This is a genomic window from Acinetobacter pittii (assembly GCF_034064985.1).
In the GTDB taxonomy this organism is placed as follows: Bacteria; Pseudomonadota; Gammaproteobacteria; order Pseudomonadales; family Moraxellaceae; genus Acinetobacter; species Acinetobacter pittii_H.
The window spans coordinates 2,884,290-2,901,472 of record NZ_CP139249.1; the positions used below are offsets into that span (position 1 = coordinate 2,884,290).

The window sequence follows — 17,183 nt, forward strand, 5'->3', positions numbered from 1 at the left end:
AAGTAAAATACCAAAAGGATGAATTTCGATTCGTCCTTTTGTTTTTTAAGCCTTCACTTGAGATATTTAGATTCGCTATGACGCCTTTAAACTCATCATCTCGCCTCTTGTCATTTGGTTTTAAGCTCGTGCTTGTTTTACTGCTGGCTTATCTTTTGTTAAGCGGGTTTTATGTGTGGATGATTGGCGGTACAGCTATTTATGTCAGCTCAGCCTTGTTACTTGCCATAACTGCCTACTCTTTTAAGCTCGGCAAATATCAAAAACTATGTTCAGTTTTAAATCTGCCCATCAGTGCAGTCGCGTTATATTTCAGCACTGCTCATTTATTTTTCTCCCCTGTTCAGTTCTTTATATTTTTACCTGCGCTGTTTTTTGCTGTGCTTGCTTTTATTTCTCAGAAAAAGACTCGGAGGTTATGTAAGCTTTTATTATTCATCAGTTTATTGATTTGGTCAGGCATACACTTTACCCAGCTTGAACAACTTCAAGCCTATTATCAAACTCAGCACACAGGTGAAAGTTGGCAGCAATTTGGCGCGTTATAAGATCATTTTTTATTCAATATGTTCAAATAAATACCTCATCTTTTTCACGTGAAATTCATCAGTAAAACTGAACATCGTCTACAGAATTCCTCCTAAGAAAAATTATTCATAACAATCTAATTTATTTAGAAATATATCGAGCATATTCGCGATTGAACACGATTCATCTACACGCTAGATTAGCTGAATTATTTTTCTCCCTTTATGTTGTAATTTATGAAAATTTTAGATGGCGGTTTAGGCCGTGAATTGGCCCGTCGTGGCGCTCCGTTTCGTCAACCAGAGTGGTCTGCACTTGCACTCATTGAAGCACCAGAAACAGTAAAAGAGGTACATCTCGATTTTATTAACGCTGGTTCAGAAGTCATTACGACTAATAACTACGCTGTTGTGCCGTTTCATATTGGTCAAGAACGCTTTGAAACTGACGGCGTGCGTTTAATTAAAGTTGCAATTGAACAGGCAAAAAATGCGGTTAAAGAAAGCGGCAAAAATATCAAAATTGCAGGCTGCTTACCCCCGTTATTTGGTTCTTACCGTGCAGACCTGTTCCAACCTGAACAGGCTAAAAACCTAGCTGAGCCCATCATTAACACATTGGCACCGGAAGTAGATTTTTGGCTCGCTGAAACCCAATCTTGCTTAAAAGAAGTTGAAACAGTACATGCGTTATTACCACAAGATGGTAAAGACTATTGGGTGTCATTTACGCTGCAAGATGAGATTAAACAAGAACAAGCGCTACTCCGTTCAGGCGAAAATATGCAACAAGTGGCTGCTTTCGTCAAACAATCCAATGCCAAAGCAGTGTTGTTTAACTGTTGCCAACCTGAAGTGATCTTGCAAGCAATTAATGAAATTAAAGGACTTATTCCTGAGTCGGTACAAATTGGTGCTTATGCCAATGCTTTCCCACCGCAAGATGAAAGCGCTACCGCCAACGATGGTCTCGATGAAATTCGTAAAGACTTAGATGCTCCAGCTTATCTTGGTTTTGCTAAACAATGGCAGCAAGCAGGTGCAAGTTTAGTGGGCGGTTGCTGTGGTATCGGGCCAGAACACATTGCTGAACTTTCTCAATTTTTTAAAGAATAAATACCATGTCTGCTGCCAAAATCGGATTATTGTCTCTTACAGCGCTGGTCTTTAGTTCTATGGTGGGGTCAGGTGTCTTTAGCCTCCCCCAAAATATGGCTCAGGTTGCCAATGGTTCTGCTCTTCTAGTTGCATGGCTCATTACTGGGGTCGGCATTATTTTCTTGGCTCTTTCATTGTTGCATTTAACCCGTCAACGACCAGATCTAGATGGCGGTATTTATAACTATGCACGCGAAGGCTTTGGAGACCTCATCGGGTTTTGCTCGGCGTGGGGTTATTGGTTGTGTACTACCATTGGTATTGTGGGTTATGTGGTGATTGCCTTTTCAGGCGTCGGCATGTTTACCGACAGCAAAGACCATATTATTTTTGGTGAAGGTAATACGCTTTACTCGCTGATTGGCTCAAGCATTTTTGTATGGCTGGTACACTGGTTAGTAAGTCGAGGCATTAAAGAAGCGGCGATTGTGAATTTACTGGCAACCATTGCCAAAATCATTCCAATGGTGGTTTTCATCTTCTTTACATTTATTGCCTTTAAGTTTGATTTGTTCAAACTCAACTTAAATGACTTCTCTTTAAAAGTTCCACTTTGGCAGCAAGTGAAAGACCTGATGCTCATTACCCTGTGGGTATTTACCGGTATTGAAGGTGCTGTGGTTTTATCATCGCGTGCGAAAAAACGTCATGATATTGGTAAAGCAACTATTTTGGGCGTGTTACTAGCGTTAATTTTTTACATCATGGTGACAGTATTGGCTTATGGCGTGGTGAGTCGTGAAGCGCTTGCAGGCATGCATAACCCATCTATGGCGACCATTTTACAGCAACTGATCGGTTTGCCGGGTACCATCATTATTACCATTGGACTGATTATTTCGGTTGCATCCTCTTATTTAAGTTGGACTTTATTTGCCACTGAAATTCCATTTCTGGCTGCAAAAAATGGTGCTTTCCCGAAATTATTTTTAAAAAATAATCAAAATAATGTGCCGATTTCATCCCTTTGGCTGACAACGCTTGTGGTGCAGGGCTCACTCATTGCCGTGTATTTTTTCAATAAAAATTACACTCAGCTTTTATTGATTTCATCGGTCATGATTTTGCTACCTTATTTTCTGGTGTCGGCTTTTTATCTTAAAGAATCTATTCGCCATAAACGCACACCGCATATTGCGATTGCAAGTGTCGCTTCAATCTATGCGCTTTGGTTACTCTATGCGGCAGGTTTAGACTTACTGCTTTTGTCTGGTGTTTTGTATTTGGTCGGCTTGGTCATTTTTTCAATCAGCTACTTTGAGCATAAAAAATCGCTCAAACAAAATCAGCTTAATTAATCATTTCAACCACTGTTGACTTAGTTCAGCAGTGGTTTTCTAAGAATAAAACTCTCTATTTTGAAGGCTGTGACTGCTTTAAATGCAATCGTAAAATACGGCGTAATTCTAAAATTGCCTCTGGGCTAGTTTGAATCGAATGCCCACCTTTAATGATCAACTCCGACTGCTCCCCACCCAAATGCGAACTTTGATAAGGCACAATTCCATCACTGCTTTTTAACTTATTAGTTGTCCCATTAATATTGCCCATAATCGAGTGATAAACCACTTGTGGCGATGGTTGAATAGCTTGAGTCAACTGCATAAAGTTGGAAGAACGGCTTAAATTACTTGCCCCATTTTCAATTAAGCCTTTTCTGAGTTTGGTATTTTTCTCATCTCTCATTTCGACCGCAATAAAAAAATCAGCGGGCAAACGAATGATACGGCGGGCAATTTGAGTAAACCATCGGTCAGCGTAGTCTGTGCCATGATGCGGTGCCGAAACAAAAACAACTCGATTAAAATATGGCAAAGCCTTGAACTGAAAACGCTCACGAATAACAGGATTTTCTTTTAAACGGTTTAACTGCGCTTCATTCATTTTTTGCATGGCTTGCTCTGAAATATCGGCATTACTCACCAGTAAACGGCTAATTACGCCGCCCATACTATGTCCGACTAGCACTGCATCATGTGCAGCATAGCTGTCTTTGGCAACGTTTTGAAAAGCCTGATTCAACAATGAATAAATCTGAAAACGACTTTCAAAAATCGGCATATTAGTTGAATAAAACACCTGCCAAACCTGATAGCTTTTCCTTAATTCGGCATCGCCCATAATGTCATTGGTTAGGCTCACCCACGCCTCAGGGCTACTTGCTAAACCATGAACAAACACAATAATTTTCTTATTCGGGTTAAAGGGTTCCAGCATATATAAATGCGGCATGATTAAATTGGCTTCTTTATTAATTAAAGACCAATAACCTGCTGCACCTAAATTATATTTCGATAACCACAGCCCATAAGGTGCCGAATAGTTTGCAGTCAGTGGATAATCCACTCCTTCAATTTTTACACGGTCTTGTCGATATGGATCGAACATCGCAATTTCTAACTCTGCCCCAGCAATGACCTGATCGGCTGTGGCTTTTTGTTTTGGGTATGCAATGGCAGTGGCTGGAAAGAAGCGTGGTAAATGAATATTAGGATTGGCTTGATGAGCATAAAAATTATCGGGGTCTAAAATGAAGCCGTGATTCACATCATTTTCTTTACGCCCAACAATAAACTCTGCCCCCAAACCATCCTTACGGTTAACGGTATTAAAACCAGAAAAGTTCATGTTATAGCTGGAGCGAAAAGTATCGACTTCAATTTTTTGTACATCTAACGCGTGGTCAAAATTGACATGGTACTCATGCCCATCTGCTTTCAGCAATGGCGGAAAGCGATGCGTATTTAAATGATTAAAATACGTGGTCATGAGCTTCGACAAGGCGACGTTATAAAAAATACGTACCTGATTTTGGCGATGGTCAAACACCCGATCGAAAGGCGACTCTTCAGAGTCAAATAAATAGACATAACTATAGCGCAAGCTTTTATCGAACAGCGCTAACTCTTGCTCAACGCAACTGTTACTTTTATTAATGACATTACACTGGCTACTACGCCCGATATCTAAAGCTTTTGCCAAGTAAATTTCACTCAGCGCAGCATAGCGTTCTTCTCGGCTGCTATTTTCGGACAGGCTCTGAACCTTATTTAAACAATCATCAAAATTTTGTAGGCAAGTTTTTTCATCTTCTTTGACCAAATACAGTAAGTTTTGGGTTTGATGACTTAAGGTGCCGTCGGTCAGAATACTTTCATTCTTACTTTTTAAAGCATTGCTTAAATTACTTTCTTTTAAATGAATGACCTGACAACCACTGAGCAAAGCCATTATTGTTATGATTGAATAATGGTAAGACTTTGTCATTCTGCCTTCCTTAATCGAATGTATTCCCCATCTGGTCATTATGCCTGTAAAGCAGTGAACGAACAATTTCGACTCTGCTTTCGTCTTCCTTTATTACGAAAAAAAGCCTGAACTCATTTTAATTCAGGCTAATTTGTTATTTTTCAAATCAAGCTTGGTTAAACTTTTGCTGTGAAGCTAAATAAGAGAAATACAAAATTGGTAAGATAAACGGCGCTACACTCCAGAAATCAAAATAGACATAGAGGATCGCTCCTAAGAAAGCGCCAATTACAAAGCCAATTACAATACTGGCACTTTTTAGAAAACTTGCCCGATTAGCTGCATTATTGTTTTTAAGTAAGTTGGCAATATCAATCCCAAGCTGGGTAGTGTTGCCTGTCATCATGGTGCTTGGGCTAATATTTTTAATAAGGGTTTTGCTTGAAGTATTACGAATAGCCAAAGCAATTAAACCTAGCCCACCCGTTACTGCAACTGTTAGTGCATCTGGATTTTTAAATGGTTCGAAATAAAGCCCTGCCACCATAAAGGCACATAGAAAAATAGCTTCAAATAAAAATAAATAAGACAGCGTTTTGTGTTTGACCTGACTGCGGTCAATTAATAGTTTGGTAATAACAACGGTCAAAATAAATAGTGGAATTGCTGCGAGCTTGATCCATAAACCAGAGCCACCTTTAACCCATGCTGCCCCTGCCAACACTAAGTTTCCCGTCACATGCGCGGTGAAAAAGCCAAACAATGCAATAAAGCCAATAGTATCAATTGCCCCACCCACCATGGTGAGTAAAACAGGATCTCGACATATTGCCCAGGTACTTTCTGTGTCTTTTTTAATTGGGGTATCTGTCATATAAAATATCCTGTTAAATTAAAACTTTAAAGCAATTAAGTTGTATATAAATGATTTAAAAATGAATAATACTAAAGCGTTTATGAAAGCAAAAAACTATGTAAAAAAATAGGGTGCGTAATGTCGTAACACTGTCTTTAAAATGGCAACAATCAAAATTGTCTATTTTTAAAACACTAAACTGTTCTCATCCTTAAATCAATTTGACCTCTAAAACTGTTCTAACTATGATGAAGCCGCAAGTTGTTATCAACTGATTTTGAATATGAAAAAGTTATGCCAAGATATGGATAATGAAAAACAACAACGACGAGAAGGAATATGTCACTTCATAATTATTTAGTTTTTTTAGGGGGATTATTATTTGTATCTATTGCTTTTGCAGGTCAAAAAAACAGTCCTCATCGTGATTTCTATCTGAAATGTATTGCTGCTGGTCACAGCCGTGCAAGCTGTACATGCATTTATCATCGTTTAGAACGTCAATACTCACCTAAATTTATGAATAAACTTGGAAATTTAAGTTTACAAAGTCCTGAGGTACCGCGTGACTTTGTAAAAACCATGCGTCGTACCATGCAACAGTGCCGTTCTTAACTTTACCAGTACATTAAAGCAAATCAGCAAGATTTCTAATTTCTTCCATCACCGCCTTACACGCAGGCGTTAAATAGCCATGCTTAGAAATAGATAAAGAAATATAGCGCTTTAGCGCGGGGTTAATAATTTTTGCGGCTTGAATTGAGGTGTATTGGCTGGCCTTCTTTAACGCTTGCGGCCCCAGCATGGTATACATGCGAGATTCGGCAACCAAATGGGTTTGTAAACTAATCGAGTCAGCCTCAAACACAATGTTCAGCTCTACCCCATTTTCATAAGCCATGTGGTCTAAAAAATTGCGCCAGTTACTTGGCCTGCAAAACGTGACCAGCGGTAACTGACTTACTTCTTTAAAGTCGACTTCATTGGCCTGAGTGAGTGCATCGCCTTCACAACCGACCAAATAAGTATCAGCTTCGGTAAGGTAAACATCACCCTGTTTAGGTGTCGGGTTAAACCTATAAAGTATGGCTAAATCGACGCTGCCATCTTCAAGCCATTTTTCTAAATGCACCCCTTGCCCTTCACGCACCGAGAGTTTAATTAAGGGATATTTTTGTTGAAGCACTTTATAGAGGGTCGATAACAACGGATGTGAAGTAGACGGCAAACTAGCAATGCGAACCGTACCAATCGGTGTATCGGTCGAGTGCAAAATTTCATTATTAAGTTGGTCGGTCACGTTCAGCCATGAACGAATTTTAGGAAGTAAATGCTGGCCTAAATCGGTGAGTTCTACGCCACGTCCAGTTCGGTTAAATAAACGTCCGCCACACTGTGCTTCAAGCTCGTTCATTTGCCGACTGATTTGCGGTTGGTTGGTGTTATGCAGCATGGCGACTTTGCTTAAGCTACCGAGTTCCACCGCGTCTAAAAATATTTTCCATAATTCATAATTCATCGATTCTTCCTAAATCGTAAATAGGCAGCATTTTGAGCCATACATTTTCAGTATAACTGAAATTCAAGAATTGGTAATTCCTACATAGCTCACCTATTTCTATACTCCAATCATGTTCTCTACAACACGATTTAAGTCAGATTAAGAACCAGAGAATATTTAATTACACTGTATAGGAAGTACGATTATGAGTTTAGATTTACGTGGATTAACCCCAGCACCTGTGACTCCTTTTACCCGTGACGGACAAGTAGACCATAATGCAATTCAACGTTTAGGTTCATGGTTAGGCAGTATTGATGGTGTGAAAGGCTTGGTTGTTCTTGGGCATGCAGGTGAAGGAACATTCTTGTCGCAAAAAGAACAAATGCAGGTCATCGAAAGCTTTGTTAAATCGGTAGATGACAAAATTCCGGTTATTGCAGGGATTACACTCGAAGGTACTTCGGTTGCAGCAGAAGAAGCAAAACGTGCAGTGAGTGCGGGTGCTTCGGCAGGTTTGATTTACCCTTCACATGGCTGGTTGCGTTTTGGCTATCAAAAAGGCGCACCACAAGACCGCTATAAAGCGATTTATGAAGAAAGTGGTTTGCCATCTATTTTATTCCAATATCCAGATGCAACGAAGGCCACTTACGACCTAGACACCCTACTCGATATTTCTGCACAGCCAGGTGTATTTGCCATGAAAAATGGTGTGCGTAACATGCGCCGCTGGGATGTCGAAATTCCAATTATTCGCCGTGAACGTCCAGACTTACAGGTATTGACGTGCCACGATGAATATTTGCTTCACACCATGTTTGATGTAGACGGTGCATTGGTTGGCTATGGCAACATTGCCCCTGAACTGTTGATTGAAATGATTAAAGCAGGCAAAGCCAAAGATTATGCTAAAGCACGTGCGATTCACGATCAACTATTACCAGTGACTCGCAACGTTTATCACCGCGGCTCACACATGGAAGGCACAGTTGCGCTTAAACATGCATTGGTTGCTCGCGGAATTTTGGACCATGCCACTGTGCGTTCGCCTCTGCTTCCACTGGCAGATGGTGCTGAGCAAGAAATTCATGATGCAATGCGTCAAGCCGGAATTGGCAAGGTCGATTTAACCCAAGCCGTTGCTTAAATTCTATTCGGGCTAGCATGTACGCTAGCCTTTTTTTCCTGTACGCTGCCTGAGGCCAAACATCGGGCATGTCTCTTAAAAACAATAATAAAAAGCATGCAAACTGTGGTGAACAGGTAGTGCGAAATAGAACAAAAAAACTACGAGGAATGTAGTAATAAGGAGATAGAAGATGACAAATCTAGCGGATGTAGAACAAATTAGTCATCATCAAAAAAATGCGGAAATTATTGCAAGACTTGAACGGCTACCCGTCACTGGTCGATTGCAATTTATGCGTATTACCATTGGTATAGCGACCTTTTTTGACGCTTATACTGTTCTTGCGATTGCCTTTGCTTTACCCCAACTCATTACCGAATGGCACCTGACGCCTGCCTATGTCGGCGCGATCATTGCCGCGGGTTATGTTGGACAACTGGTCGGTGCGATTTTCTTTGGTTCTCTTGCCGAAAAAGTCGGTCGTTTAAAAGTGCTGTCTTTTACCATTTTACTGTTTGTGGCAATGGACATTTCTTGTCTGTTTGCGTGGAGCGGAATGTCACTGTTAATTTTCCGTTTCTTACAAGGCGTTGGCACAGGTGGCGAAGTACCTGTTGCGAGTGCCTATATTAATGAGTTTATTGGTGCAGAAAAGCGCGGTAAGTTTTTCTTGCTCTACGAAGTTTTATTCCCTCTCGGTCTTATGTTTGCAGGCATGGCAGCATTTTTCCTGATGCCAATTTACGGCTGGAAAGTCATGTTTATTGTGGGCTTAATTCCATCTTTACTGGTCATTCCTTTACGGTTTTTCTTGCCTGAGTCACCACGCTGGTTGGCTTCAAAAGGCCGTTTTAAAGAAGCCGATCAAGTGGTTAAAAGCTTTGAAGACGGTGCCATTAAAAGCGGTAAACCTTTGCCTGAACCTGTGGTTAAAGAAATTAACCCGCAAGGCATGGCAAAAACCGATTGGCGCGAGCTGTTCCGTGGCATTTACCGTAAACGGACCTTTACCCTATGGGGCATGTGGTTCTGCGTGTACATGGTGAACAACGCCATGGTGACTTGGCTGCCATCTCTCTACAAACAACACTTTGGCCTGTCGCTTCAAACCAGTTTAGGTTATGGCTGGATTACGTCGGGCGTGGGTGTGATTGCCTCTATTATCTGTGCGTTAATGATCGATAAAGTCGGCCGCCGCCCTTGGTACAGTGCAGCGTTTTTCTTGGCAATCATTCCACTCATGAGCCTCTCTGTTTTAGGTGCAAAATCGGCGATGGAAGTTGTGATTTTGGCAACGCTGAGCTATGCCATTTTGCAAACTATTTCATTCTCTTTATACCTTTACGCTGCCGAACTTTACCCAACTCGCCTACGTGCGATGGGCATTGGTTTTAGTACCGCTTGGTTACGTGCCGGCTCTGCAATTGGGCCTGTTATGGTGGGTCTGGTTGTTGGTGGCTACGGCATTCAATATGTGTTTAGTGTACTTGCGGTTGTGGCGCTCATTGGTGGGCTTGTGACCTTCTTGTTTGCCATTGAAACCAAAGGCCAAGTGCTCGAAAAACTCTCTCCTTAATTCATCCATTTCATAAAAAGCTTGCCTAACCCAGCGTTAGGCAAAGGGCTTATTCATGCTTAAAAAAGGAATTTAAAATGAATAAATATTTGCTATGGGGCTGTATTGGTTTAGGCAGCGTGAGCAATGCTTATGCAGAGCTTCCTCAACAATTTGGCAAGTTAGAATTAAAACTCAACACTCGTTACTGGAACGATGAAGGCACTGCTCACCCCACGCTTGCCAACCCTTCGCCTTCGTCGAGTGAATATGAACAAAGTGCTTTAGGACTTGAGTTAAATTATCAGTCACCTTACTTGTGGGACTGGCTTGGAGTAGATGGTTCACTCTATGCAGTCACCAAGTTATTTGACTCTGGCAAGCCTAGTGCTCAGCTTTTAGAGGTCGAAAATAACGGCAAGCTCGACCAAGACTTTGCGACTTTAGGGCAGCTCTACATCAAAGCAAAACTCGGCGACAAAGGTGAAATTAAATTAGGCCGTCAGTTGCAAGATTCATTGTTACTTAAAAGCACCAATAACCGCGCGGTGCCCGACACTTTTTCGGGTGCGAGTGGGCAGTTTCAACTGAATGATCAGCTACAGACTTACATAGCCTACTATGACCGCTGGAAACCGCGCAGCATGGATAGTTTTGAAAAACTAGTGACTGAAAATGACGAACGAATTGATTATATCGGCTTACTTGGTGCCAAATATCAGTACAAAAACTGGAGCGTAAATGCCGAGTATTTAAACAGCAAAGATTATCTAAAAAAGTATGGGGCGATTGCTCAATATAAATTGCCCTTGCATGGCCTTATGTGGACATTCAATACAGGTGCTTTTTTCTCGCGTGATGATGGTAAGCTGTTTAAATGTGGTGCCGAAACCGAGCTGGACTGTGTCAAAGGTCAAGACGTTAACAACCGTGGCAATGGCTATTTTATAGATGTAAATGTGGCTAAGAATAATATTGAAGGTGGCATTGCTGTTTCAAAGTTTGATGGTTTTTGGATTGAAGATAACTTTGCCGTGCACTCCGAACGCAACTCGGTTTTGACGCAAGACCACGGCACTAACCCGTTTCCGACCTCTGCAACCATTGGCCCCGACTTTACCAATAATGATGAAACCGCCGTTGCCCTTCGCCTGAAATATAACTGGAAAGACTATGTGAAAGGCTTAAAAACCGAGGCGAAGTATATTTATGGCTTTGGTGCTCACCAAAGTAACATCAGCAGTGATATTGAAGGTAAAGAGCGTTACTTTGACTTTACGGTGAGTTATGCCTTGCCGTGGGTGAAAAACTTAGATGTGCGTTATTCATTTTTGCATTATGAGTCAAAGTTTGAAAATGCAAACCTAGGTGAAAAAATAAATGGTATGTCTCGTAAAGACTGGGACCAACACCGTGTATTTATTAATTATCGTTATACATTTTAAGCACAGGCTAAACGTTTAGTTTAGCTTTATTATTTTTATTAATTTATAGCTTTAGAGATATTAACTTTTGAGTTTAATTAAAATATAAATTTATATTTAAAATTTTTATAATATTTTATTTAAATTGAATTGACCTGTTAAAAACTTATGATTATTATGGTCCCGCTGGCCTACATTGCCAGTCGGTTTTAGCAGACCGTAGATCCATGGCGGGTTATAGTTCCACTATAAGTCGTTAGACCCTTGCGTCCCTTTTCTTTGCGGTAGGACGGGAGGGGGACGCGCTCGCGCGTGCTGGTTCCTTGGATCCCAGTCTGCTAACCCCCTTTCGTTCTACCACCCTAATCAATTGACGGTGATTTTTGGTGGTAGAGCTCCATACATTTTAAGGAGTTGACCATGACCTTTTATAGATTAATCCCCTCTCCCTTATAAACTTTTTATTTATTTAAAATTTGGGTTTTCTATTATCTAAATTTTCAAATTTATAAATTATTTTTATTTTAAAATTTAAGTCATTTTATTTTATTGCTTTTATAGGCGGGTTAACTATTGCCTTTAAAAATGATTTTAAAACTTAAAATATAGCGGTTTATTTTTTCTCATTGAGATATCCCCAAATCATCACGAGAATAATATGAAATTTTATAAAACTATTTTGGTTTTAGGCCTTGTTGTCGGCGATTACAGCGTTTCGGGTTGTGACCTCCGCACGCAGCAGGAATTTGAAAAAATTTGCCTGTCGGGTGGGCACACCCAAGCCAGTTGCGACTGTATTTACCAACGGCTTGAACAAGTGTATTCGCCTAAGCTCATGCAACGTCTAGAACATGTCAGTTTGCAAAGTCCTGCTCTCCCACAGGACTTTGCCCCTACTTTTTTTAGTGTGATGCGACGGTGCGATAAAAACGACATGGGCTAAGCGTTTGGCTTAGCTCCCTTATCTCTGTGTCGCAATAGTGGATTACTTTAAATCAGCGCAAAAAATTAAAGTTCTGTTGTGGCACGGGGGCCTTGGGGGAATGATTTCATTACGTCCTTTTCTAAGGATTAGTTCCTACCATTTGTCTTGAAGTATCTATGTTAATCAAAAAATTTAGTCTATTATTTTTACATAGAAAGAATGCTCAAAAAAAATTAATTCGTTGATTTGAAAAAAATTGTTCATCTAAAATTTAATATTTCAAAGCGAGCCATTCCTATGTCAATAGAAGATTTCTTTATAAAAGACTCTCCCTCTAAGAGATATCTTTTAATAAGCTTAGCCCTATTCATGTTAATAATGGCTTTAATTGCTTACTTTAAGGGAAAGTTGGGATTTGAATATGTATTTTCACTTATTGCAGGGTACGCCTTAATATTCTTTATTTTAAAAAATGCAGCATTACCACTTTTTCCCCCACTTACGGAAAAAAGTAGTGATGCAAACGCTATGGCTAGAACAACAATTGCAATTGTTTACATCCTTGCTTTCATAATTCTAACTATTTCTTATTTTTTATAATTTAATTACTCTTCAATTTTCTTGCTTCGCTCTACAGTAATATATTCATTAGGAATTACTAACTGCTTTTCCATATTCTTTACCTTATAAGAAACTAAAGTGCTTTTACCAATGCCTTGAAACAACACTTTAACATCTTTAAAAATAAAGGTTTTATACTGACTCAGTTCTTTAGTAGTCGTTTTTGGTAATTCAATTAAATTTGCATAAGGCTCTTTAATATATAAGGTTGCCTTTTCTATTCGTACCCCAGTATTTTGCATTGTAGTATTAAGAAATATTTTACCAACATCACCAATAAGAATCAGGGGTACAAGCGGAGTTAAGCTAATAAAAAAAGCTATTTCTAAGCTATCTTTAATATGCGTTTCTAACCTCTTTAATTTTTTTATTGCAAATGCTTTAAGATGATCACTTGCATCAGGATCATCAACAATATCTGCTAGATTTTCAAATTTTATATTAAATTCTTTAATCTTCTGCCGATTCATGTAAAAAGGATAATACGCAAAGGCAATAAAAAATACGGTAATGCCTATGTACAGATTGACTTTCCAATGTAATAAAAATATGCCGTGAATAACATATAAAAGATAAAGAGAACCACTTAACGTAATAATATTAATTTTTGGAAAAGGAAGTTTTTTCCCAATTCTAATATGTGGTGGTAAATACTTATCAACCCAATTTAAGACAAGATATGTGACTGGAGCTAAGGATGTGCCAAAGAAAAATAGCATAAGCCCTAATACAGTGTAAGCAATAGAGAACGCGGCAAAAATCAGTAAAAAAATAAGTGTATCACCAAAGCTAATTTCCGACGGGATATAGCCAATTGTTAAAAGATACACAACTAAGCACAACACCCCTATTGCAACTATCGCTTTAGTCATTGTCAGCGCAACTTCATGCCACTGCCTCAGATTAACTAAAAATCTCGTTATTAAGTTGTTCATTTGATCTAACCAAATCTTATAAATTATAAAAAATCAATGATTACCTTTTTCTTGAACCGCTCCCCAGCGGAGTAATCATCTTTTGAAATTTCCCCAAATTTCAGAGTATGTTTTCACATACTTTCAATAACACTCCAAAACTTATGAGTGCTTGGAATTTCTACTTTAACTTGTGTTGCAATAATTTCTATTTTAACCCCATAAAAAATTAAACTTTGGTTAGCTTTATTGGTAAAAAATATATTGTTGACCCAATAAAAGATATGGCTCCTGTCTGTCCTAATTGCCATTTTATCATCCATCAACATAAACCTGCATTTTCAATAGATGAGGTAAGAGCTATGTTAAAGTCGGATAAAGATTAATTTAACAATATGGAGAGTTTTTATTAATTAATAAAATTTATAAACTTAAATCAAAGGTAATATTTAGTAATTCTAAATTACAAGTTTAACAATTTAATAATTATGAGTATACTTTTCCTAAATATAGAAGTTTAGAAATAACAGTATCATGAAGCCTGAAGATAAAGCACGTATAGTTATTGATAAAAAACTAGAAGATGCTGGATGGGTTGTTGTCGATAAGAAAAATTATAATCCTAGCGCAGGATTTGGTATCGCTGTTCGTGAATTTCAAACAAAGACCGGACCTGCAGACTATATTCTTTTCGTGAACCGTATACCTATCGGTGTACTTGAAGCTAAACGTGATGAAGAAGGGGAAAATATTACTGCTCACGAGCGCCAAACTGATCGATACGCTACTTCTGGCTTTAAAGCCAAACAGACATACGATACCCTTCCATTTCTATTTCAAGCTACATCGAAAATTATTCGATTCACTGACAAACGAGATCCTGAAGCTCGATCTCGTGAACTATTTCATTTTTATAAGCCTGAATATTTACATGAGCTGTATACAAGAAATAAAAACTTAAGACAAAACTTACTAGACATGCCACCATTAGCTACTGTTAATCTTCGTGACTGTCAGATTGATGCTATTACTGGATTAGAAAAATCTTTAGCACTCCAAAAACCGCGATCTCTAGTTCATATGGCAACTGGCGCAGGAAAAACATTTACTGCCATTTCATCTGTATATCGTCTATTGAAATTCGCTAAAGCAAAACGGATTTTGTTTTTAGTTGATACACGGAACTTAGGTAAACAAGCTCATCAAGAATTTATGGCATTTACTCCATCCGATGACAAACGTAAATTCACTGAACTCTATAATGTTCAAAGATTAATGTCATCCACGTTGGATACTAAAGCCGATGTATGTATTTCTACCATTCAACGAATGTATTCCATTTTATCTGGCGAGAAATTAGATGAGCAAGATGAAGATATTAATCTAAATGAAGTTACTACTTTAGAAGAAAGTACACGACTATCTAAAAGACATATTCAATATAACCCTAATGTGCCAATTGAATCTTTTGATTTTATTATTATTGATGAATGCCATCGCAGCATCTATAACTTATGGAAACAAGTACTCGACTACTTTGATGCATTTCTTATTGGTTTAACAGCGACTCCTGATAACAGAACTTATGGCTTTTTTAATGAAAATATTGTCGCAGAATATAGTTATGAACAGTCAGTGGTTGATGGTGTTAATGTTGGGTATGATATCTATGAGATTGAAACTGAGATTACAAAGAAGGGTAAAAAGATTCGTGCTAAGCAGTGGATTGACCGTCGTAACCGCCAAACTCGTGCTAAACGATTAGTTGAAGCAGCAGAAGATATTGTCTATACCCATAAGGATTTAGACAGGGAGGTTGTTAATCCAAGTCAAATTCGCAATATCATTCGGGAAATGAAACGCGCAATAAGCCAAGAAATTTTTCCTAATCGGGAAGAAGTTCCAAAAACATTAATATTTGCAAAATCAGATAGTCATGCAGATGACATAATTAATATTGTTCGTGAAGAGTATGGTAAGGGTAATGAATTTTGTGAAAAAATCACCTATAGCGCAAAAGATCCTGATGGTGTTTTGAGTGATTTTCGAAACGAATATAACCCTCGTATCGCGGTAACAGTCGATATGATTGCGACTGGTACAGATGTAAAACCTTTAGAAGTGTTGCTCTTCATGCGAGATGTACGTTCTAAAAGTTATTATGAGCAAATGAAAGGTCGTGGAGTTCGTAGCTTAGATAAAGATGGACTACAAAAAGTCTCTCAGAGTGCCACAGGTGCAAAAACTCGTTTCGTCATCATTGATGCTGTAGGTGTTGAGAAGTCTCAAAAAACAGAAAGTCGTCAACTGGAACGGAAACCCTCAACGACGTTAAAACAACTTATGGATGGTATCATTCTCGGTGATGTTGATGAAGATACTGCTTTAAGTCTGGCAAATCGCTTAATTCGACTAAATAAAAACTTAGATGCAGAGACTCAATCTGAAATTACTGAATTGACCAAGGGTAAAAGCTTAAAGCAGATTACAGAAACCATTCTTAATGCCGTTGATCCCGATACAATTAATCAAGCTCTCATCTTAGATGAAGCTTTAAAAGGTAATGTTCTGGATGAAGATTCCATCTCAGAACAACAGTATTTAGAAAAAATGGCTGAACTCTTAGAACAAGCTTATAGAGTTTTTGATGATCCTGAATTTCGTTATCTCCTGACTGATAAAAAGGATGCAGAACAGGTTATTGATACGGTGAATTTGGATAAGGTAATTAACCGAGGCTTCTCTGCAAATGTAGAACAGAAAGCTCAGGAAGATATCGAAAAGTTCGAAGCATATTTAAAAGAGCACCGAGAAGAAATTGAAGCCTTAAGTTTCTTTTATGATCAACCCTATCAACGGCGTGAACTGACGTTAAGCATGATTCAAGAGCTTCATGATAAACTCAGCCATCCTCCGCTATTACTCACAACTGAACGTCTTTGGACTGCTTATGAAAGAGTAAAAGGCAGTCAAGTCAAAGGGGTAAATACTCAGCGTAAATTAACTGATTTATTATCCTTAATTCGTTTTGCTTCTGGCTTAGATCAAGAGCTTTCTCCTTTTAGTGAGGAAGTCGATAAGCGCTTTAAAAAGTGGGTCTTTAGACATAATGCACAGAATGCAACGGCTTTTACTGAAGAGCAAATGAATTGGTTACGTTTAATGAAAGATCATATTGTAAATAGTTGTCAGCTAACACCGAATGATTTTAAGTTAGGTTCGTTGGCGAGTCATGGGGGGGCATTTAAAGCGGCAGAAGTTTTTGGTCGAGAAAAACTTATGCCATTAATGAAAGAATTAAACGAAGAACTCGTTGCATAA

Annotated in this window: 14 protein-coding genes; 10 read left to right on the top strand and 4 right to left on the bottom strand. The window is 38.8% G+C overall.

The window, feature by feature from the left end; genetic code table 11:
- Positions 1-77 precede the first annotated feature (77 nt).
- From SOI76_RS13830 to arcD, 3 genes are all read left to right on the top strand, one after another.
- A complete protein-coding gene (locus tag SOI76_RS13830) occupies positions 78-548 on the top strand; it encodes a hypothetical protein (protein WP_104079302.1) in 471 nt (156 codons plus the stop codon).
- Positions 549-764: 216 nt separating this feature from the next.
- Positions 765-1,643 carry a homocysteine S-methyltransferase family protein gene (locus tag SOI76_RS13835; protein WP_104079301.1) on the top strand — a complete coding sequence of 293 codons (879 nt, stop codon included), beginning with the start codon at positions 765-767 and terminating at the stop codon, positions 1,641-1,643.
- Between the two features lie 5 nt (positions 1,644-1,648).
- Complete coding sequence (gene arcD / locus SOI76_RS13840; RefSeq protein ID WP_104079300.1) at positions 1,649-2,983, top strand: basic amino acid/polyamine antiporter; 1,335 nt, start codon at positions 1,649-1,651, stop codon at positions 2,981-2,983.
- 55 nt (positions 2,984-3,038) lie between these two features.
- On the opposite strand, the gene SOI76_RS13845 is transcribed toward arcD, so the two are convergent.
- Positions 3,039-4,952, bottom strand: coding sequence for an esterase/lipase family protein (locus SOI76_RS13845; RefSeq protein WP_205668388.1), 1,914 nt, complete (start codon positions 4,950-4,952; stop codon positions 3,039-3,041).
- A 148-nt stretch (positions 4,953-5,100) separates the two neighbouring features.
- Entirely contained in the window at positions 5,101-5,808 is a 708-nt protein-coding gene (locus SOI76_RS13850; protein WP_104079299.1) for a YoaK family protein, read from the bottom strand.
- A 321-nt stretch (positions 5,809-6,129) separates the two neighbouring features.
- Between SOI76_RS13850 and SOI76_RS13855 the strand changes: the two genes are divergently transcribed.
- Positions 6,130-6,405, top strand: coding sequence for a hypothetical protein (locus SOI76_RS13855; protein ID WP_104079298.1), 276 nt, complete (start codon positions 6,130-6,132; stop codon positions 6,403-6,405).
- Positions 6,406-6,418: 13 nt separating this feature from the next.
- Here the strand turns inward: SOI76_RS13855 and cynR are convergent, their stop codons facing one another.
- On the bottom strand, positions 6,419-7,309 hold the full coding sequence (gene cynR / locus SOI76_RS13860; RefSeq protein WP_104079297.1) for a LysR family transcriptional regulator: 891 nt from the start codon (positions 7,307-7,309) through the stop codon (positions 6,419-6,421).
- Positions 7,310-7,496: 187 nt separating this feature from the next.
- On the opposite strand from cynR, the gene SOI76_RS13865 reads away from it, so the two are divergent.
- The 5 genes from SOI76_RS13865 (at position 7,497) to SOI76_RS13885 (ending at position 12,927) form a co-directional block, all read left to right on the top strand.
- A complete protein-coding gene (locus SOI76_RS13865; RefSeq protein ID WP_000050876.1) occupies positions 7,497-8,441 on the top strand; it encodes a dihydrodipicolinate synthase family protein in 945 nt (314 codons plus the stop codon).
- A 172-nt stretch (positions 8,442-8,613) separates the two neighbouring features.
- Positions 8,614-9,999: an MFS transporter gene (locus SOI76_RS13870; RefSeq protein WP_032015169.1), complete on the top strand. Its 1,386-nt coding sequence runs from the start codon at positions 8,614-8,616 to the stop codon at positions 9,997-9,999.
- Positions 10,000-10,076: 77 nt separating this feature from the next.
- Positions 10,077-11,423, top strand: coding sequence for an OprD family outer membrane porin (locus tag SOI76_RS13875; RefSeq protein ID WP_104079296.1), 1,347 nt, complete (start codon positions 10,077-10,079; stop codon positions 11,421-11,423).
- Between the two features lie 637 nt (positions 11,424-12,060).
- Positions 12,061-12,345 carry a hypothetical protein gene (locus SOI76_RS13880; protein WP_004842151.1) on the top strand — a complete coding sequence of 95 codons (285 nt, stop codon included), beginning with the start codon at positions 12,061-12,063 and terminating at the stop codon, positions 12,343-12,345.
- Positions 12,346-12,624: 279 nt separating this feature from the next.
- Positions 12,625-12,927 (top strand): hypothetical protein, encoded by a 303-nt coding sequence (locus tag SOI76_RS13885; protein WP_032050869.1) that lies wholly within the window; start codon positions 12,625-12,627, stop codon positions 12,925-12,927.
- Between the two features lie 5 nt (positions 12,928-12,932).
- On the opposite strand, the gene SOI76_RS13890 is transcribed toward SOI76_RS13885, so the two are convergent.
- The gene (locus SOI76_RS13890; protein ID WP_104079295.1) at positions 12,933-13,883 is read right to left on the bottom strand and encodes a hypothetical protein; all 951 of its coding nucleotides are present in this window, start codon (positions 13,881-13,883) and stop codon (positions 12,933-12,935) included.
- 513 nt (positions 13,884-14,396) lie between these two features.
- Between SOI76_RS13890 and SOI76_RS13895 the strand changes: the two genes are divergently transcribed.
- Complete coding sequence (locus SOI76_RS13895; protein ID WP_104079294.1) at positions 14,397-17,183, top strand: DEAD/DEAH box helicase family protein; 2,787 nt, start codon at positions 14,397-14,399, stop codon at positions 17,181-17,183.